An 18,885-nucleotide genomic window follows, 5' to 3' on the forward strand; every position below is an offset into this window, starting at 1 on the left:
TCACCGAACACCGAGAGGGACACGACAATGGGAACACATCACCGCGACATCAGCCTCGTCGTCTTCGACATGGCAGGCACCACCGTGGAGGACAGCGGGCTGGTCCAGCAGTCCTTCCTCGCCGCGGACGCGCATGCCGGACTGTCGAAGACGGAGGAGGACCGCCTGCGGATGCTCGACTACGTCTCCGACACCATGGGCCAGTCCAAGATCGTCGTCTTCCGCCATCTCAGCGGCGGAAACGAGGAGCAGGCGCAGGCCGCGAACAAGGAATTCGAACGCTGCTACTCGCAACTCGTCGACGACGGCCGGTGCAGCGCCGTCCCCGGCGCCGAGGAACTCTTCGGCTCGCTGCGTGAGCAGGGCATCAAGACGGCGCTCACCACCGGGTTCGCGCGCGAAACGCAGATGTCGATCATCCGCGCGCTCGGCTGGGAGGACGTCGCCGACGTCGTGTTGTGCCCCGGAGACGGCGTCCGCGGCCGCCCCTTCCCGGACCTGGCGCTGACCGCGTTGATGCGCACCGGAGCCCCGTCCGTGCAGTCCATGGTGGTGCTCGGCGACACCACCTCGGACGTCACCACCGGCCTCCGCGCCGGAGCACTCGCCTCCGTGGGCGTGCTCACCGGCGCCCACGACGCCACCCAGCTGGCCGGGGCCGGGGCCACCCACGTGCTCGACAGTGTCGCGGACCTGCCCGGTCTGCTCGCCGAACTGCGCAACGCCTGATGCCGGCGGCCGGCTAACTTCCGTTGCCGTCGTCCGACGGTAGGCGGGGGTCGATGGTGCGGGCGTTCACGATGCTGAAGGCGACGAGGTCGGGACGGTACCGATCGTCCGCGTACTCGAACGTGTCGCCGTTCTGATCCCGCGACGTCCGACGTTCCCGAAGCAACGGGCTGCCGGGGTCGATGCCGAGATTCTCGGCGTCGACCCCGGTCGCGGCGACGGCGTCGAGCACGTGCTCCATCGATTCGAAGCGGACGCCGCGCGAGGTGAGGTAGTCGGTGATCGATCCGGTGTCGATGTCGAACTCGAACAGCAGGGAGCCGACGCGCTCGGTGAACGTGCTCCGCTCGATCATCGTCGGTTCGCCGTCCAGCAGCCGGACGCGGAGCACCTCGACGACGAAGTCGTCCGTGGTCAATCCCAATGCGCCGGCGGCGGGTTCGGACACGCGGCGACGTGAGATCTCGAGCGTGTGGCTCCCCGCGGCGCGGCCGGTGCGACGCGCCCATTGGGAGAACGGTGTGAACGTGTCCAGGGTCTGCGTGATGTCGTGGCTTCGCACCACGGCCGGCTTCCCCTGGGACAGCAGGATCAGCCCCTCGTTCTTCAATGTCGCCAGCGCTTGGCGCACGGGACCGCGGGACACCTCGAACTCCGCGCACAGCATGCTCTCGCTGGGCAGCGACTCACCCACCGCGTACTGCCGCTGCATGATGCGCTGCCGGAGCTGGAGTGCGACGAACTCATGGCGGGAGCGTGCCTCCACCATTGCACATCACTCCACTTCCCCGGTCGGTCGACGATCGCCACTGCGAGTCAGGTGCATTCTAATGGCGTCGTCGCTACGCTACATTGCGAGAACACGTTCCAGCCGGTGGAGGGATGCGGAGAATGGCGTCGTCGACGGAGCGGATCGTCACGGTCGACGGATTCCGTTGGCAGATTACCGAACTGGGTGACGGCCCACCCGTCGTCCTGTGCCACGGATTCCCGGGCCTCGGCTACAGTTACCGACATCAGATGCGGGCCCTCGCGGCGTCCGGGTACCGCGCGATAGCCCCGGACATGCCCGGCTACGGCGGCACCGACGTGCCCCGCGACATAGACGACTACACGAACGAGCGGGTGTCGGACGCGCTGATCGGTCTTCTCGACAGTCTCGGTCACGAGCGTGCCGTGATCGTCGGCCACGACTTCGGCGCGCCGGTCGCATGGACCGTCGCACTGCGCCACCGCGCACGCGTGTCCGGGCTGGTGCTACTGGCCGTCCCCTACGCACCCGACCGGTTCCCGCTGCGACCGTCGGAGCTCTATGCGTCGATGGCGCGCAAGCACTTCCTGCACATCCACTACTTCCAGGAACCGGGTGTCGCCGACCGCGAACTCGACGCCGATCCCCGCGGATTCCTGCACCGGCTGTTCTACGCGTTGTCGGGCGCCTACCGCTATCTGGACATCTGGCAGCACCCCTCGGACGGCAACGGTTACCTGGACGTGTTGCCCGAAGCCCCACCCCTGCCTTGGTCGTGGCTGACGGAGGACGAGTTCGACCATTATGTGGAGGTCTTCACCCGGACGGGATTCACCGGCGGACTGAACTGGTACCGGGCGTACGACGCCAATTGGGAACGCTCCAGGAATCTCGCCGGAGCCGACATCGAGGTGCCGACGCTGTTCGTAGCCGGTGCGCACGATCCCGTCCTCACGATGAGTGGTGCGCAGGCCCTCGACCGGATGCGCGACACCGTCCCCGACTTGCGCGGACTCCATCTCGTCGAGGGCGCCGGGCACTTCGTCCAGCAGGAAAGACCAGAAGAAGTGAACGAGTTGCTGCTCACGTTCGTCGCGGGCCGACCAGGCGACGACGACGGCGACTCGGCTCGGGCAGGTGACCGATCGACTCGAGGTGCGCGGTGAACGCCTCCGCGTCCGCATGAGTGCTCCCCTTCGGCCTGCCCTCGGCCCAGTCGGCGAACAGCGCGAAGAATCGGTCGCCGACGGCTGCGCGGACGTGGGGAAGGTGAGCGCCCACTTCCCCGGACCGCTTGCGGAGCAGGGCCTTCGATGCGGTGTCGATCGCGTCGCGGTCGAATCCCTCCGGCAGCTCTCCCTCTGCGACGAGAGCCCGGACCAATGCCGCCTGCCGCCCCGCCAGCCCGGTCACGGCGGACTCCACACAGCGCTGCAGGTGACCCGGCCGAACCCGGCCGCATCCGCGATCGCATCCAACTCGGCGAACAACTCCCGGGCGGGCGGGTAGTTCCCGTCGCGCTCGAGCATCATCGCGGGAGCGCCCCCGGATGACCACTGCCGGACCAGATCCAGCACCTCGCCGGGCACCGGGTCGGTGTGGGTGTCGTGATACGTGCCGCCTCGTTCGGATCCCCCGGCGACGTGGCAGTACGCCACGCGTTCGAGGGGAAGCCGCCGGAGTTCCTCACCGGCGTGGCGGCCGCGGTTGCGGGCGTTCGCGTAGACGTTGGCGATGTCCAGCAGCAGGTAGACGCCGGTGCGTTCGACCAGTTCGGCCAGGAACTCACCCTCGGAGTATTCGTCGTCCGGCCAGTCGAACAGGGCCGCGATGTTCTCCACGGCCAGGGGTACCGGCAGGCACTCCTGCGTGCGCCGGACGTTGCGCACCAGCACGTTCGGGGCTTCCGCCGAGCGCGGCACCGGCAGCAGGTGCCCGGCGTCGAGACCGCCCGCCCGCACGAACGCGACGTGCTCACTGACGAGCGGCGCACCGAGGGCGTCGGCGCACCGAGCGAGATGGTCGATCCGGTGCTGCTCGACGCCGTCCGCGCCACCCAGCGACAGCGAGATGCCGTGCGGGACGAGGGGAACCCCCAGCGACCGCAGTTCGTCCGGAACGCCGACTCCACGCAGCGATTCGGCGATCACCTCGCAGAACCGCAGCCCGTCGAGCCGGTCGATGATCCCGCAGATCTCCGGCCCCCAGCCGATGCCGACGCCGGGCCCGATCAGGGCGGTCATCCCCCGCACCCCCCACCGCCGCCGCAGCCTCCACCACCGCCGCCGCCGCCGCAAGAGCTGTCGCCGCCGCTGCTGCCACCGTCACTGCTGCCGCTGTCGGAGATACCGGCCGCGCTCGCGAAACCGGGGGAGAACAGGCCGACGGTTCCCATCCCGAACAGTGCAGTCGATAGCGCGATCGGCGTCGGTCCATACGCGGTGAGCGACGGGCGCATCCGCGGCGCCAGGTACGAATGTGTGCGGCGCAGGCGCTGCAGTTCCGCAGTGCCCTGGGGCGTCCTGCGGCCGGTCCGGCGAACGAGCTCCCGCGAGGCCGAGAGCAGAACCACCGCGACCAGCAGGAAGCCGATCGGCTTGCCGCCGGCGAACCCGGCGACGAGGCGTGCGACGCCGATGGCCACGACGACGAGGATCGGGAGGGTCGCGCGGCGATTCCAGGCCTTCTGTTCGGGTCCGGTGAGCAGCCCCTGCGCGATCAGGGTGGCCCGCAGCTGGTCGAGCGGGGCCTGCAACCGGCCCGGGAGCCGAACGTTGCCGAGGGCGCTGCGGCCGGAGGCGAGTTCGTCGTAGACGGCCCGCGTGAACGATCCGAGGCCGTTGTCCGCGACTCCCCACCCCCGCAGGATCGTCCCGTCGGTGGAGATGAAGTCAGCTCCCCGCAGCAGCGTCAGGGAGGCGGCGATGGCCCGATCGTCGCTGGTCAGCATCCCGGCCTGCACCGGATCGAGACGAATACCGGCGGTCGGGGCGGGCTTGTGCCGTGGGACCGGAGGAACCGCCAGCCCGACCGCGAGCACAGCGGCGGTGACGTAGATCACCAGAAAGGTCTCGCTCGGTATCCCCCATGTAGCGGATTCGTTGTACATCACACACCACCTTTCAATCACGTTGTCCGACAGTCGATCTCAGTATCGGTACGAATGGCCCCTCTGCACCCGCCGGGTACCGATCGTCACCGTTCCGTTATCGGGATCCTGGGGATTCGTCGTGGGGTGGGCTGTGGGTGGCATCGCCTAGCATCGTCTGCATGACATCGCCGCGTGCCGCACTGTCGTATGCCGAACTGCTCGAGGCGGTTGCCGAATCGCACAGGACGGTGGAGGCGACGCTGGAGGGGTTGACCGACGAGCAGGCGCGGGAGCCGTCGCTGCTGCCGGGGTGGAGCCGGGGGCACGTCGTCACGCACCTCGCAAGGAACGCGGACGCGCTCAACCGGTTCGCCGTCGGGGTGATCACCGGCGAGGCCGCACCCGAGATGTACCCGGGAGGTCCGGCCGCGCGGGCCGCGGCGATCGAGGAGGGGGCCGGACGTCCGGCCGAACTGCTGGTGGCCGATTTCCGCTTCGCGGGACGGCGGGTGATCGAGTCGCTACTCCGGATCACCGAGGATCTGTACGAGACGCCGGTGAACTGGCGTCAGCGGGTGCCTGCGCGGCAGGTGCCGGTGCTGCGGTGGCGCGAGCTCGAGATCCACCACGTCGACCTGGGGCTCGACTACTCGGCGACCGACTGGCCGGGGGCCTTCGTGGAGCACACGCTGGAATCGGAGCTGCCCGCGCTGGCGGCCCGGTATCCGGACGTCGGGGTGCCGGAACTTCCGCGCACCGAACTGCTGGCGTGGGTTATCGGGCGCCCCACGCGGGAGGGGCTGCCGCCCGTGCCCGCGTGGCCGTTCTGATCGTCAGGCGTACTCGACGTTCTCGAACGTGTCGGCGTCGTCGAGCGCGTCCCAGATGATCGCGTAGCGCTTGTGGGTCATCTCGTCGGCATCGACGAGCAGAGCGTCGAACAAGGTCTTCGGGTTGTCCTGCCACGTCTGAACCAGGCTTGCGACCGCCTGGGGCGTGAAGAGACCCGACCGCGCTGCCGCCTCGATCCACTCGTCGAAGTCGCCGGCGTAAATCCGCTCGACTGCTTCGCGATCGACCTCGCCGTCACCGAGATCGAGAGTGAACATCGTCGCGAAGACGTCGCCGTCGACGGCGACGACGGTGTCGCTGTGCATACGCTGGTCGGTGTTCATCGTGGGGATACCTCCTGGGAGTCAGCTCGTTCATCCTGACTCACGTTTGCGGCCTCTGCTGATGAGAAGAACTGTAGGGCGACTAATTGTGAGCAGCTTAAAGCCTTTCTGTGAGATCAATCTGTGATCTATCTCACGCAGGTTTCTTCGCTGTCAGCGCACCCTCAACACGACTTCTGTGGGGTGCGCGTCACCCGGTGTCTCCACCGCGTTGCGCACGGCTTTTGCGACCGTCGACGGCTGCAGATACTTTTCCGGCCGGTAGTCGTCGCCCTCGCCGGCCACGATGGCGCGCTGCATATCGGTGTCGATCCGCCCGGGGTGAATTGACGTGACGCGCAGTAACGGTTCCTCGAGCCGCAGTGCGTCACCGAACGCCCGCAGGGCGAATTTGCTCGCCGCATACGACGCCCAGCCGGCGTTCGCGCGGAGCCCGGCGCCCGAGTTGATCAGGACGACGTGCCCACCCGCGGCGCGGAGGGCGGGCAGCAGCAGCCGGGTCAGTTCGGCTACCGCGATGACGTTCGCCTCGAGCGTGTGTCGCCACTGTTCGACGGTCGACTCCCCCACGGTCGCGAGATCGGCGACGCCGGCGTTGTGGACGAGCACGTCGAGCCGTTCGATCGGGGCGCACGCAGCCGCCAGCGCGTCGTAATCGGTCAGCTCGACCGGCCAGGGCGTGGCGCCCGGCAGTTCGTCGAGGATGCCGGTCAGCGACTCCGGCGACCGGGCGCCGAGCAGGAGGTCGTGGGTCGGTGCGAGTTCGCGGGCGATGGCGGCTCCGAGGCCGCGGCTCGCGCCGGTGATCAGGGCTGTGGGCATGCTGTCGAGGCTAGCGCCCGTGAGTACTTATCAACCGCGGGCGGTTAATAAGTACTCACAGGGCGGACCAGTGGTGCCACGCCAGGTCGTGGATCGCGATCACCGGTCCGTCCGGGCGGCGGTCGACGTACTGCGGGTACTTCGCGGCGAGGACGTCGATCGCGGCGCCGCCCTCCGGGGAGTCGGCGGTGAGGACTTCGGCCCGACCGTCTACCCGCACCCACCACAGGTGGTCCCAGTTCTCGTCGTAGTGGTCCACGAGCAGGGTGACGGCGGGGTTGGCCGCGATGTTCGTCAGGCGCCGTAATACCTTGCTGCGCTTCGGTTTATGGTCGACGCAGGAATAGATCGTGTCGGAGTCGAGCGCGAAGACGAGCGGGACGAGGTGCGGCACCCCGTCCGCCCCGACCGTGGCGAGCCGTGCGATGCGGGCGGCCGCGAATCGCGCGACGGCGTCCATCACGGTTCCATCAGGTAGTCGCCGCTCACCGGTTCCGGGAGAGCGGGAATGCCCAACGGGCGCTTGAAGTATGCCCACGGGAACCACAGCGTCCCGACCTTCTGCCAGCCGTCGGCCTCGAGTTTCTGACGGCTCGCCGGCGCCGACACGCGGGTGTGCTCCCACTGCTCCTCGGACTTGCGGACGGTGTGGAACAGGGTGCCGAACCCGACGGAGTGCCAGCCGTACGAGCCGGCGTGGTTGAGGATGCGCATCTCGTTGAACGCGGTGAGCGGGGTGAGCCGGCGGGTCCGGCCGTCCGGGTCGGTGTCGGGGGCGTCGCCGATCCGCTTGCCGAAGCGTTGTTGCGCCGCCTGGCGCGACATGCCGAGTGCGGCGCCGACCGTGTCCCAGCTGTGCCCGGCGGAGCGCGCGGCGGCGATCGCGGAGACCAGCAGTTCGTCGACCGACTCCCGTGCCTGCGAGGTGAGCCGGACGAGCGCCAGGTAGGCGGCGGGGTCGTGGTCCAGCCCCGGGTCGATCTCGGGGTCCGCCTTGGCGATCGCGTCCGACAGCAGTTGGGTGAGCGCGGCATCCGGCATGTGTCAAGTATTGGTTGACAAGGTTCGCCTTGTCAACCAAATGTTGACTAGGTGGTGACTAACTCGTGACGAGGGTGATGCCGAGGGTGAGCATCAATGCGGCGATCCCGGCGTCGAGTACGCGCCACGCGCCGGGTCGGGCGAACACGCGGTGCAGGAACTGGGCACCGTACCCGAGCGCGAGGAACCAGACGACGCTCGAGGTGGCGGCACCGAGGCCGAACAGCCACCGGCCCGAATCGCCCTGGTTGTTGGCCACCGAGCCGAGCATCAGCACCGTGTCGAGGTACACGTGCGGGTTGAGCCACGTGAGTGCCAGGCAGGTGAGGATCGACGTCGCGAGGGTAGCCGATCCGATTTCCTGTGTGGCATCGAGCGTTCCGGGGCGCAGGGCGCGGCGAGCGGCGAGCACCGCGTAGGAGACGAGGAATGCCGCACCCGCCCACCGGATCACGGTGATGGCGGCCGGAGCGTGCGCGAGAACGGCGCCGATCCCGCTGATCCCGACGGCAATGAGCACGGCGTCCGATACCGCGCACAGCACGACCACCGGCAGGACGTGCCTGCGCGCGATCCCCTGTCGCAGGACGAACGCGTTCTGCGCGCCGATCGCGACGATCAGCGACAGGCCGGTACCGAAGCCGGCCGCCGCCGTGAGCAAGGCAGGGGTGAGATCCATGAGAACCACGCTACGAAGCCCGAGGCCATCAATCCAGCTAATTATCCTTCATTGCCATTAGCATCGCTTCATATGGACCTGGACCTGGCTTCGCTCCGCACGTTCGCCGCCGTGATCGACGAGGGCACCTTCGACGCCGCGGCGCGGGTACTGCACATCACGCCGTCCGCCGTGAGCCAGCGGATCAAGGCACTCGAGCAGCAGGTGGGACGCGTCCTGGTGCAGCGGGCCAAGCCGGTCCGGGCCACCGAGTCCGGTCACGTCGTGCTCACGCTCGCCCGCCGGATGGCCCACCTCGAGCGCGAGGCCATGTCGTCCCTCAATCCCGACGAGGCGACGACGAGCACGCTGTCGCTGGTCGTCAACGCGGATTCGCTGTCCACGTGGATGATTCCGGCCCTGGCCCGCCTGGCGCCGGAGCATCGGGCACTGTTCGACCTGCATCGGGAAGACGAATTCCACTCGACCACCCTGCTGAAGGAGGGCACGGTGATGGCCGCGGTGACGTCCGTCCCGGAGGCGGCGCAGGGCTGCACCGTGGAGAAGCTGGGGTCGATGCGGTACCGGGCGCTCTGCAGCCGCGACTACGCCGAACGCTGGCTCCCGGACGGCCCGACACCGGACGCCCTCGCGGTGGCACCGATGCTCGACTTCGACCGCAAGGACGAACTGCAGGCCCGGTTCCTGCGCGGATTCACCCGGCGCCGACTGCAGCCGCCGCGGCACTTCGTTCCCGGGTCTTCGGCGTTCTCCGACGCCGTCCGCCACGGACTGGGCTGGGGACTGCTACCGGAATTACACACCGGCGACGACCACGGGCTCGTCGAACTCGACCCGTCCCGCCCGGTCGACGTCCCGCTGTACTGGCAGCGGTGGAAACTGGATTCGCCGATCCTCGCGGCGCTCACCACCGCGGTCCGGGACGGGGCGCGCGAAGCGTTGCGGTGACGTCCGGGTGGGCGCAACACTGGAGGCATGGACGCCGACAGCCCGATGGACCCGGTGCAGGCCTTGCGAGAGACAGCGTTCTGGCTCGAGCGGTCGCGTGCGGAGACACACCGTGTGAAGGCGTACCGCCGCGCGGCCGACGTGGTGGCCGAACTGTCCGAGGAGCAGCGGGACGTCCGTCAGCGCACCGACAGCTGGAAGGACCTGCCGGGCATCGGACCCAAGACGGCGACCGTGATCCGGGAGGCGCTCGACGGCGTGCCCGTCTATCTCGCGGAATTACGGGAGAACGCGGAGCCGATCGGCGGCGGTGCGCTGCGGGAGGCGCTGAAAGGCGACCTGCACACGCATTCGGACTGGTCGGACGGCGGCAGCCCCATCGACGAGATGATGCGCAGCGCGGCCGCTCTGGGGCACGAATACTGTGCTCTGACAGACCATTCGCCACGTCTGACGGTCGCGAACGGGCTGTCGGCGGAGCGGTTGCGTTCTCAGCTGGAGGTGATCGCCGAACTGAACGAGGAACTGGCACCGTTCCGCATCCTCACCGGCATCGAGGTCGACATCCTCGACGACGGTTCACTCGACCAGGATCCGGATCTGCTCGATGAACTCGACATCGTCGTCGCCAGCGTGCACTCCAAGTTGCGGGCGGAGCGCGGGGCGATGACCCGCCGGATGGTCCGGGCGGTGGAGAATCCGCTGGTGGACGTGCTGGGGCACTGCACCGGCCGACTCGTCGAAGGTGGGCGCGGGACCCGGCCTGAGTCGACGTTCGACGCGGAGCAGGTGTTCACCGCCTGCCGCGACAACGGCACCGCCGTCGAGATCAACAGCCGTCCCGAACGCCGCGACCCGCCGAGCCGTCTCATCGATCTGGCCATCGACGTGGGGTGCCTGTTCTCGATCGACACCGACGCGCACGCCCCCGGGCAACTCGCCTGGCAGGGGTACGGATGCGAGCGGGCAATGCGGTGCGGTGTCGAGGCCGACCGCGTCGTGAACACGTGGTCCGCCGACGACCTGCTGGAATGGGCCAAGTAACGCCCGTGCGTGGCTGACGAGTGCAGGGACTCGTCAACCACGCACGGGCCGAAGGCCTAGCCCCGCTCTCCGGCCAGTTCCTCGAACAGTGTCGGGTCGTGGGCGGAGAAGACGCGCACCCGCGGCGCCACCTGATTGTTCAGTTCCCGGAGCCGGCGATGATTGCCGCGGATCTTCGAACGATCCACCGCGATCAGCTCTTCCATCACCCGCAGGGCGCGACCCTCGGTTCCCGGCGACACCTGTGCGGGGGCGGCGACGGTGCTGCGGTGGTAGAACGCGTCGCCCGCGTGTAGCAGCCAGCCCTTCTCGCCGGTGTCGACGGCCACCGCCGCGTGACCGCGGGTGTGGCCGGGCATCGGGACGAGCACGATGCGGTCGCCGACACCGGCGATCGGGTAGGTGTCGGAGAACCCGAGCAGGGATTCGCCCGGCCCCGAATAGGTGTGCAGCGTGGGTTCGGGGGTGAGCTGGGCGGGACGGTAGCGGACCTTCTCCCGGAACGACGAACGTCCCTCCGACGCCGTTCGTTCCGCGGCGGTGGTGTGCAGGGTGGCGGTCGGGAAGTCGGCGACGCCGCCGATGTGGTCGAAGTCGAGATGGGTCGCGACGATGTGGGTCACGTCCGCAGGATTCAGGCCCAGCTTCTCGAGCCGGCGGACCGCCGTCTCCGACTCCCGGAACCGGGCGCCCATCAGGTTCGCGTACCGGCCGACGCGTCCGGTGGGATCGGCGACGTCCGCCAGCCCGAAGCCGGAGTCGACCAGCACGATGCCCGCGTCGGTTTCACACGCCAGCACATGGCACACCAACCGCCCGATGAGCGCCGAGGAGAACGAGCCGCAATTGAGGTGGTGTACCCGCATGGGGGCTCACGCTAGCCGAGTCGGTGTTCGCGGGGCGCCGATTACACCGCGACCGGTGACGACGCCTGCGCCCAGAACCGTTTCGGTATTCGTCCGGCATTGCGGGCGCGGCGCCCGGCCGTGACTGCACCGGCCATCGCCGCGGCCATCAGCGGAGGGTCCGCGGCTCTCGTCACCGCCGTGGCGAGCAGTACGGCGTCGCAGCCGAGTTCCATCGCCAGTGCTGCGTCGCTCGCGGTGCCGATCCCGGCGTCGAGAATGACCGGGACGTCGGTGCGCGCGACGATCATCTCGATGTTGCGGGGGTTCGAGATGCCGAGCCCGGTGCCGATCGGCGACCCGAGTGGCATCACGGCGGCGCACCCGGCATCGACAAGGCGCTGCGCGAGGACGGGGTCGTCGTTGGTGTACGGCAGCACGACGAAGCCGTCGTCCACGAGTTGTTCGGCCGCCGCGACGAGTTCGATCCCGTCGGGCAGGAGCGTGCGCTCGTCGGCGATCACTTCGAGCTTGACCCAGTTGGTACCCAGGGCCTCGCGGGCCAGGCGCGCGGTCAGCACGGCCTCCGTGGCGCCCCGGCAGCCGGCTGTGTTCGGCAACAACGCGATACCCAGTCGGTTCAGCAGTTCGAGCAGCCCGGTCCTCCCTACGGCGTCCACTCGGCGCATCGCCACCGTCGTCAGTTCGGTGCCGGAGGCGACGAGTGCGTCTTCCAGCACCGAGAGGTTGGCCGCGCCGCCTGTGCCCATGACGAGGCGGGACGAGAAGTCCCGGCCCGCGATCGTGAGTGCGTCGGTGTCAATGCTCATGGGTACCTCTCCGGTCGAGATTTCAGCGAGCACTCGAACCCTACGATCGAATCGCCTCCGACGTCAGAACCACTTGTGCGCTACGTCATAGGTCCAGATTGGACCCCTGTCCCACCGTCTTTCTGGACCTTCTGGACCCCTACCAGATGCCCCAGAGTTGTCAGTGCGTTGAGCCCCGTGGACAACGCCACGGCGTCACGATCGGAGTAGAGATGAACACCATGGTCGCGAGCAGGAACCGCACCGCGAGGTCGAGGGAGGAGGAGCGCCTGGCAACGGAACTGGAGGACGCTCGGCGCCGCATCATCGAACTCATGGGCCAGTTGGCGGAAACGGTCCGCAGCCGTGACGCTTTGAGCGACCGCATGCAGGTGATGGCATGGAACGCCCGGTGGGGGCGCGAGCACAACGGATTCGGGGTGCTGTGACCCGAGTTCGGGTGTCACAGCCACGTGGTCGGGCGGATCAGATTGGCGAGATCCACCAGCGTGTACCGGTGCCGGCGTTCGGGTGCCTTGCGGGCGAGGGCCCGGAGCGCCGACTCCGCCCCGGTGCGCAGACCGCGTTCGGTGAACGGCACGCTGAGGATCCTCGTCGTCTCGGGGATGCCGCCGGCGTGCAGCCAGTCCACGGCCACGCCGAGGACGAGCACCCGGGTCTGGAGTGCCCGACGCTCGTCGTGGGCGAGCAGTTCGACTCGCCGGGCGGCCTCCTGCAGATCCCGTTCACTCACCTCGGCGAGGGGCCGATCGTGGACGAGCATCAGCACACTCGTCAACCGGGCCTCGGCATAGTGCCGTGATGTCGGCGGCACCTCGTCGAGCGCCTCCACAGCGGCCGCCCGGTCGTCGCGGTGCTCGAGTTGTCGCGACAGTCCGAACGCCGCACTGACCGCGCCGTGATCCGTGCGCCACACTGTGCAGTAATACTTTTCGGCGGTCCGGCGCCACCGCTCGATGTCCTCGCCGGAGCGGTATTCGCACCACATCTCGGCCGTCGCGGCGAGGGCGAGCTTCGGAGCCTCCTCGCCCGGTAGCGCGGTCAGGACGGAATCGAATCGGGTGAACGCCGCCTCGAAGTCGCCGCCCACCAGCGCACACAGTCCCGTGTGCCAGTCGACGCGCCACGTGTCCTCGCGTTGGTGGTCGAGGGATTCGAGAATGGTGGCGGCATCACGGGGCTGCCCGAGATCGAGGTGTGCGCGCACTTCGGCGAGCGGGATCTCGATGCTCGTGGACGCCACGCCGTCGTCCGCCGCCTCCTTCGCCCGGTGCAGTGAATCGAGGAGTTCCCTCGGCCGGCTGTGGACGACGGAGAGCAGCGGGGCCGCCGGATCGTCCGGGTCCACCAACGGAATCGGCAGCGCCCGAACGATACTCATCGCGCTGATCCGCTCGTCCCGGCGATGCCCGTCGACGTAGACGTCGGTGCGGCTGATCGTGAGGTCGGTCCCGAACGTCGTGCGCTGCGGGCTGAACCGGTGGGACAGCCCCGGATGCGGGTGGCCGGTCTGCTGGGCCCGCACCTCGCGCAGAACACCCTCGAGTTGCGTCGACATCTCCTCGGCCGACGCGAAGCGCCGGGCCGGATCGGGGTGGATGGCGCGGAGCAGCAGCCGGTGATAGAACTCGTACTCCGCCAGCAGCGGCGCCTCCTCGGGTGTCGGCAGGCCGTCGACGTAACAGCCCCCGGCGGTCGGCATGTCGAGGGTCAGCACGGCCAGTGTGCGCCCGACGGTGTAGATGTCGGAGGCGACGGTGGGACCGGTGGTGGCGATCTCGGGAGCTTGGTAACCCTGTGTGCCGTAGATGTATCCGTGATCGCCGATCCTGGCGACCGCGCCCATGTCGATGAGCTTGAGTTGGTCGTAGTCGTCGCCGATCATGATGTTCTCGGGTTTGAGGTCGTTGTACACCAACCCGATCGAGTGCAGGTATCCGAGCGCGGGCGTGACCTCGAGGAGGTAGCGGATGGCGTGCTCCACCGGCAGCATCGGCTTCGGGTAGTCGGGTCCGGCGTCCTCCTTCAGTTCGGTGAGCACGTCGCGCAGGGTTCTGCCCCGGACGTACTCCATGACGATGTAGCCGATGGGATTGCCGTCCATCCCGGGGTGTTCGACGAAGTTGTAGATCTTGACGATGCTCGGATGCGTCACCTCGGCGAGGAACCGGCGCTCGGCGAGTGCCACCTCCTGGGCCACGGGGTCGCCCGAGTGCAGCAGGCCCTTGAGGACCACCCAGCGGTCGCTGACGTTGTGGTCGAGCGCGAGGTAGATCCAGCCGACTCCCCCGTGGGCGAGGCACCCCAGGACCTCATACTGACCCGCGACCAGTTCACCCGCCTCGAGTTGCGGCGCGAACGAGAAGACGGTGCCGCAGTGGGTGCACACCCCCTCCGTGTCGCCCGGTCGCGCGGCGGTGGAACGTCCGACGGGACGCTTGCATCGGTCGCAGTAGCGTTTGTGCTCCGCCAGAACGGGATTGGTCAGGAGCATCGACAGGTCGGAGGTGTGGACGGCGTCCGGCACCGTGCGTGACGAGGGGACGTCCTCATCCTCGTCGTCCGCGAACGGATCGAACCGCACACCCCGGGTGGATTCCGGCTCGTCCATCGGTGTTCGCCTGGTTTCGTCGCTCACGTCGGTGTCACCTCAGTCCCGGTACGTGGGGGCAGGGGGTCCGGCGGCGGGCCCGAGAACCGTCAGCCAGTTGTCGTAGAGCCTCGTCCAGGTTCCGTCCGCACGCATCCGATCCAGTGTGCCGTTCACGAAGCGCACCAGATCGTCGTTGCTCTTGTTGACCCCGATGCCGTACGGCTCCGACTCGAGCGGCGGGCCGACGATCTCCAGATTCGGATCCTGGGCGGCGAGCCCGGCGAGGATGGAGTCGTCGGTGCTCGCGGCATCGGCCTGCCGCTGCTGGAGGACCACGAGGCAGTCGTCCCAGTCGGGTACCGCCACGATCGTGGCCTCGGGCTGCACCCGGCGAACCGTGTCCAGCGAGGTGGTGTCGCCGGCGGTGCAGACGCGCTTGCCCGCCAGATCCTCCGGGCCGGAGATACCGGAGCCCTTCGGCACCAGCAGACGCTGATAGGCCTGGAAGTACACGGTGGAGAAGGCGACCCGCTCGGACCGTTCACACGTGATCGACGTGCTCTTGACCACGAGATCCACGTCCTCGTTCTCGAGTGCCTCGAAACGGTCGCCGGACGTGAGCAGGCGGAATTCGACCCTGGAGGGGTCGCCGAACAGGTCTCGCGCGACTTCTCCCGCGACGTCGACGTCGAATCCCATCAGCATGCCGGTGGTCGGATCCCGGAAGCTGAAGAGGTTGGTGTTCTGATCGATTCCGACGACCAGCCGGCCGCGGGCGGTGATCTCGGCCAGCGAGCTTCCCGGCGCCCGGACGTCCGGTGTGGCGGCGGGGCGGAGACTCGCGAGCGCGCCGCAGGAGTCGGGTGCGGGTGGCTCCTCGGGCACGTCGCCGGTCGGCAGAAGGATCTGCGACCCACTCGTCAGCGGCACTTCCGAGTAGTCGCCCTGGACAGTGGGAGTGAGGGGCTGCGGGGTTGCGCATCCGGCCGCGAGGACGGCGACCACGGCAGCGGAGAGTAGGAGGGCGCGCGGCCGCGTCCGCCGTCTCGGTCGACTCACCCGCGTCATCAGTGGTACTCGTTCAGTCTGGGCCAGATCCCCCCACCGACGGCGAACCCGCAGAGCACGCCGATCACCATGCTACCCACCGCGAGCAGCGACAACGAGCGATATGCGTCGGCCATCCCGTGGAGTTCCTCGCTGCGGAATCGGTCGATGCCGTCCTGCAGCGACTCGTCGAGCGCCGCGAAGGTGGCGGGGGACGCCGAGTCCGCGGGGCCGATCGCGATGGCCTTCGCCCCCGGGTAGTCCCCCATGTCGAGCTTCTCCTGCAGCATGGTGTGCGCGCGCCGCCAGTCGGCGAGTGCGGTCACGGCGGCGTCGATCGGCGGTGTCGTCGCCGGACCGTGATCGTCGTCCTGCAGCCCCCCGAGGATGTCGGCGAGTTCGGCCGACCGCCGGGCGTAATCGACCTCGGACTGTTCGTCGGAGCCGCGCTGCAGCAGCGCGAGGGTCTCGTCCGCCCGGGCCTGCTGGGCGAGGATCCGCGCCTGGGTGATGGTGCCGAGTGGTTGCGCCCCTTCGGTTCTGGCCCGGTCCGTGGCTGCGGTGGAGACCAGGGTGGCGGCGGCCAGCCAGATCAGGAGGGAGGCGGCGAGGAAGGACGCGAGGACGAGTCCGGGATTGACGCGGCGTTTGCTCTTGCGCGCCAGATACACCTGAGCGACGACGAGCGCGACGAGCAGGGCGACGGCGACGGCGAACGCGGCTCTCGGGAGCCGCCCGGTGAGGACCTGGGTGTCGGCGACGGACCTCGACTGCTCCGAGTAGAGACTCTCGGCTGCGGGCAGGATCGTGTCCTGCATCATCGTGGAGGCGTCGCTGAGATAGGCGACGCCGACCGGGTTGCCCGACCGATTGTTGGCGCGGGCGGTGGCGATCAGGCTGGTGTAGTCGGCGAGGTTCCGCGACACCTCGGACAGCAGCGCGAGGGCCGCGGCGTCTGTCGAGGCGACGCCGTTCGACGCGGTGACCAGCGCGTTCGACGCGTCCCCGATCGCCTGGTTGTACCGATTACGGACGGCGATCGGCTCGACACCGCCCGAGATGAAGGACGTGGCGGCCGCGGCGTCGGCGATGGACAGGGAACTGTAGAGCCGTTCGGCCGCGTAGGTGAGGGGTTCGGTGTGCGTCCGCAGGGTCTCGATGCGCTGTTGCCGGGCACCGATCGCCGCCGACGTGATCGCCCCGGTCATGAGCGCGGCGGTCACGAGGGCGATCCCCAGCACGGACAGTCGTCCCGGGGTCGAGACGAGGAATTCCCGCCACGGCCGGCGCCGGGATTCGGGCTCGACGAGCAGGGACTCGTCCAGCGAGTGTTCTTCGGTGACGGCGTCGTCTCCGCGGTGGAACACGGTGTCCTCCTCCGCCGAGGTCTTCTGCAAGTGTGCCCCGATTGCCGGCGGGTCGTGCCGGAAAAGCCGATGTCGCATCGGACGCACAGAGAAGGACAGGGACCGCTGGTGCGGTCCCTGTCCTTCGGTACGGCGGGTGCGTCAGGGTTGCTCGTGGGTGACGACCCCGACGAGCTGTTCCGCGTCGGCACCGTCGGCAGGCGATTCCGCGGGCGGGGTGCCGGTGTCGAGGCGTTCGGCGCTGGTGCGACTGCGCCGGCGGAACTCGTACCCGATCAGGATGAAGGCGAGAGTCACCACACTCAGCCAGAACTGCGAACGGGTGGTGGGGAGCACGGCCATGGCGGCGATCACGGCTCCCATCAGGGCGATGGTCGCGTAGCTGAGCCAGGGGAACAGCCACATCTTCAGGCTGAGGGCCTCGGGATCTCGAGCCTCCAGTTTCCTGCGGAGCGCGACCTGGGAGATCGCGATCATGAGGTAGACGAAGAGCGCCACGGCGCCGTACGAGTTGACCAGGAACGAGAACACGAGGTCCGGGGAGACGAACGCCGCGATCACCGACGCGTAGCCGATCACCGTTCCGGCGAGGATCGCGCGCCTCGGCACGCCACCGCCGGACAGGCGGGTGAACATGTGCGGGGCGTCGCCGTTGCGGGTGAGGGCGAAGAGCATCCGCGAGGAGGTGTACAGCGCCGAGTTCAGGCAGGACAGCACCGCGGTGAGGATGACGACGTTCATGATCGTGGCGACACCGGGAATGTGCAGGGCGGAGAGCGCTGCCGCGTAGGGGCTGACTCCGACGGCCTCCGTGCTCCACGGCACCACCGCGACGACCACGAAGATGGAACCGACGTAGAAGGTGATGATCCGGACCACGATGGAGCGCATCGCCCGGGCGACCGCTTTCTTGGGTTCTGCGGACTCGGCGGCCGCGATGGTCACGATCTCGGCACCGGTGAAGAAGGCCACGCAGGGGACGACCGCGGCGAGCACCGCGCCCCAGCCGAGCGGAGCGAATCCGCCGTGGCTGACGAGGTTCGCCACTCCGGGGGTCGAATCCGGCCACAGTCCGGTGATCCACAGTGCGCCCAACCCGAGGAAGAGGACGATCGCGATCACCTTGATCGACGAGAACCAGTACTCGAATTCTCCGAACGAACGCGCTGATACGAGATTGGTGCAGGTCAGGATCACGAGAAGGCCGAGGCTGAGAATCCACAGCGGCGCGGACGGGAGGTAGAGCTGGAGTATTCGGCCGCCGGCGATGGCTTCGACCGCGACGACGATGACGAAGAAGTACCAGTACATCCAGCCGACCGAGAAGCCGGCGCGATTGCCGAGCGCTTCCCTGGCGTACACGTAGAACGATCCGACCACCGGCCGGGCCACCGCCATCTCCGCCAGCATCCGCATGATCAGGAGTGTGATGACCCCCGCGATGAGAAACGACACGATCGCCGCCGGGCCTGCGCTCTCGATGACGACGCCGCTGCCGACGAACAATCCGGCACCGATCACGCCGCCCAGGGCGATGAGGTTCATGTGCCGTTTCTTCAGGCCCTTTCCGAGGCCGGAGTCCTGGGATTGGACCGGGGGTGGTGTTGAAGTCACGTTTTCCTCCACTGTGCGCTGACCGGAATCGTCAGGTCGCCATCGCGATCCGGGGTCGGATCGTCGGCGGTTGGAACGGAGAACAGTGCCGGCGGAGATACGGGAGACGATCCACCGCGAACTGAACTGTTGATGTGATGCACAACACTGTATGGAGGGTCCGGTGGGCAGCACAGTGCCAGTTCCACGGCACGTCTGGGGACCAGTTCGTTACCACTGGTCACAGGGTAGGGGTGTTCGCACGGCCTCGTGGGTGCGCACCGGCGCCGGGGGATCCAGATGTGCCGCGAACCTGTGCCGCCGGGCCAT

General features: G+C 68.4%; 21 protein-coding genes. 6 read left to right on the forward strand and 15 right to left on the reverse strand.

The genetic code is table 11. The features are described from left to right. The first annotated feature begins 27 nt into the window (after positions 1 to 27). Entirely contained in the window at positions 28 to 729 is a 702-nt protein-coding gene (locus GO592_RS31455; protein WP_172652157.1) for a phosphonatase-like hydrolase, read from the forward strand. A gap of 13 nt (positions 730 to 742) precedes the next feature. Here GO592_RS31455 and GO592_RS31460 read toward each other — a convergent pair whose 3' ends face one another. Then, positions 743 to 1,498 (reverse strand): GntR family transcriptional regulator, encoded by a 756-nt coding sequence (locus tag GO592_RS31460; RefSeq protein WP_120660062.1) that lies wholly within the window; start codon positions 1,496 to 1,498, stop codon positions 743 to 745. Between the two features lie 122 nt (positions 1,499 to 1,620). Here GO592_RS31460 and GO592_RS31465 point away from each other — a divergent pair, with 122 nt between their 5' ends. Then, positions 1,621 to 2,646, forward strand: coding sequence for an alpha/beta fold hydrolase (locus tag GO592_RS31465; protein ID WP_202715002.1), 1,026 nt, complete (start codon positions 1,621 to 1,623; stop codon positions 2,644 to 2,646). Here GO592_RS31465 and GO592_RS31470 read toward each other — a convergent pair. Genes GO592_RS31470 through GO592_RS31480 form a run of 3 tightly spaced genes read right to left on the reverse strand, consistent with a single transcriptional unit; the run spans position 2,564 to position 4,589 of the window. After that, complete coding sequence (locus GO592_RS31470; RefSeq protein ID WP_237737164.1) at positions 2,564 to 2,893, reverse strand: hypothetical protein; 330 nt, start codon at positions 2,891 to 2,893, stop codon at positions 2,564 to 2,566. The two genes, GO592_RS31465 and GO592_RS31470, sit on opposite strands and share 83 nt — an antisense overlap. Further along, positions 2,890 to 3,723: a DUF692 domain-containing protein gene (locus GO592_RS31475; RefSeq protein ID WP_202715004.1), complete on the reverse strand. Its 834-nt coding sequence runs from the start codon at positions 3,721 to 3,723 to the stop codon at positions 2,890 to 2,892. Before GO592_RS31475 ends, GO592_RS31470 begins: the two co-directional genes overlap by 4 nt. Next, positions 3,720 to 4,589, reverse strand: a complete 870-nt coding sequence (locus GO592_RS31480; protein WP_202715005.1) for a TIGR04222 domain-containing membrane protein — start codon at positions 4,587 to 4,589, stop codon at positions 3,720 to 3,722. Before GO592_RS31480 ends, GO592_RS31475 begins: the two co-directional genes overlap by 4 nt. A gap of 161 nt (positions 4,590 to 4,750) precedes the next feature. Here GO592_RS31480 and GO592_RS31485 point away from each other — a divergent pair, with 161 nt between their 5' ends. Continuing rightward, complete coding sequence (locus GO592_RS31485; protein WP_202715006.1) at positions 4,751 to 5,401, forward strand: maleylpyruvate isomerase family mycothiol-dependent enzyme; 651 nt, start codon at positions 4,751 to 4,753, stop codon at positions 5,399 to 5,401. 3 nt (positions 5,402 to 5,404) lie between these two features. Here GO592_RS31485 and GO592_RS31490 read toward each other — a convergent pair whose 3' ends face one another. The 5 genes from GO592_RS31490 to GO592_RS31510 form a co-directional block, all read right to left on the reverse strand. Next, the gene (locus GO592_RS31490; protein WP_005249180.1) at positions 5,405 to 5,746 is read right to left on the reverse strand and encodes a hypothetical protein; all 342 of its coding nucleotides are present in this window, start codon (positions 5,744 to 5,746) and stop codon (positions 5,405 to 5,407) included. 153 nt (positions 5,747 to 5,899) lie between these two features. Continuing rightward, positions 5,900 to 6,568: an SDR family oxidoreductase gene (locus tag GO592_RS31495; protein WP_172652153.1), complete on the reverse strand. Its 669-nt coding sequence runs from the start codon at positions 6,566 to 6,568 to the stop codon at positions 5,900 to 5,902. Positions 6,569 to 6,623: 55 nt separating this feature from the next. Beyond that, positions 6,624 to 7,028: a TIGR03668 family PPOX class F420-dependent oxidoreductase gene (locus GO592_RS31500; RefSeq protein ID WP_202715007.1), complete on the reverse strand. Its 405-nt coding sequence runs from the start codon at positions 7,026 to 7,028 to the stop codon at positions 6,624 to 6,626. Beyond that, complete coding sequence (locus GO592_RS31505) at positions 7,028 to 7,609, reverse strand: hypothetical protein (protein WP_064080315.1); 582 nt, start codon at positions 7,607 to 7,609, stop codon at positions 7,028 to 7,030. Before GO592_RS31505 ends, GO592_RS31500 begins: the two co-directional genes overlap by 1 nt. Before the next feature lie 58 nt (positions 7,610 to 7,667). Then, a complete protein-coding gene (locus GO592_RS31510; RefSeq protein WP_172652152.1) occupies positions 7,668 to 8,288 on the reverse strand; it encodes a LysE/ArgO family amino acid transporter in 621 nt (206 codons plus the stop codon). Positions 8,289 to 8,360: 72 nt separating this feature from the next. Here GO592_RS31510 and GO592_RS31515 point away from each other — a divergent pair, with 72 nt between their 5' ends. Further along, on the forward strand, positions 8,361 to 9,236 hold the full coding sequence (locus GO592_RS31515) for a LysR family transcriptional regulator ArgP (RefSeq protein ID WP_202715008.1): 876 nt from the start codon (positions 8,361 to 8,363) through the stop codon (positions 9,234 to 9,236). Positions 9,237 to 9,281: 45 nt separating this feature from the next. Then, the gene (locus GO592_RS31520; RefSeq protein ID WP_005262376.1) at positions 9,282 to 10,280 is read left to right on the forward strand and encodes a PHP domain-containing protein; all 999 of its coding nucleotides are present in this window, start codon (positions 9,282 to 9,284) and stop codon (positions 10,278 to 10,280) included. A 56-nt stretch (positions 10,281 to 10,336) separates the two neighbouring features. Here GO592_RS31520 and GO592_RS31525 read toward each other — a convergent pair whose 3' ends face one another. Both GO592_RS31525 and GO592_RS31530 read right to left on the reverse strand, forming a co-directional pair. Then, positions 10,337 to 11,146, reverse strand: a complete 810-nt coding sequence (locus GO592_RS31525; protein WP_202715009.1) for an MBL fold metallo-hydrolase — start codon at positions 11,144 to 11,146, stop codon at positions 10,337 to 10,339. 41 nt (positions 11,147 to 11,187) lie between these two features. After that, complete coding sequence (locus GO592_RS31530; RefSeq protein WP_172652150.1) at positions 11,188 to 11,955, reverse strand: thiazole synthase; 768 nt, start codon at positions 11,953 to 11,955, stop codon at positions 11,188 to 11,190. A gap of 212 nt (positions 11,956 to 12,167) precedes the next feature. Here GO592_RS31530 and GO592_RS31535 point away from each other — a divergent pair, with 212 nt between their 5' ends. Then, positions 12,168 to 12,383: a hypothetical protein gene (locus tag GO592_RS31535; protein WP_005564647.1), complete on the forward strand. Its 216-nt coding sequence runs from the start codon at positions 12,168 to 12,170 to the stop codon at positions 12,381 to 12,383. A gap of 14 nt (positions 12,384 to 12,397) precedes the next feature. Here the strand turns inward: GO592_RS31535 and GO592_RS31540 are convergent, their stop codons facing one another. The 4 genes from GO592_RS31540 to GO592_RS31555 all read right to left on the reverse strand — a co-directional run bounded on the left by GO592_RS31540 (position 12,398) and on the right by GO592_RS31555 (position 18,507). Then, positions 12,398 to 14,566, reverse strand: coding sequence for a serine/threonine-protein kinase (locus GO592_RS31540; protein ID WP_172652385.1), 2,169 nt, complete (start codon positions 14,564 to 14,566; stop codon positions 12,398 to 12,400). 39 nt (positions 14,567 to 14,605) lie between these two features. Then, positions 14,606 to 15,616: a glutamate ABC transporter substrate-binding protein gene (locus GO592_RS31545; protein WP_202715010.1), complete on the reverse strand. Its 1,011-nt coding sequence runs from the start codon at positions 15,614 to 15,616 to the stop codon at positions 14,606 to 14,608. After that, on the reverse strand, positions 15,616 to 16,962 hold the full coding sequence (locus GO592_RS31550) for a hypothetical protein (protein ID WP_172652148.1): 1,347 nt from the start codon (positions 16,960 to 16,962) through the stop codon (positions 15,616 to 15,618). Before GO592_RS31550 ends, GO592_RS31545 begins: the two co-directional genes overlap by 1 nt. A 141-nt stretch (positions 16,963 to 17,103) precedes the next feature. Then, entirely contained in the window at positions 17,104 to 18,507 is a 1,404-nt protein-coding gene (locus GO592_RS31555; protein ID WP_237737246.1) for an amino acid permease, read from the reverse strand. Positions 18,508 to 18,885: the final 378 nt, after the last annotated feature.

Source organism: Rhodococcus sp. 21391 (assembly GCF_016772255.1).
Classification (GTDB): domain Bacteria; phylum Actinomycetota; class Actinomycetes; order Mycobacteriales; family Mycobacteriaceae; genus Rhodococcus_F; species Rhodococcus_F opacus.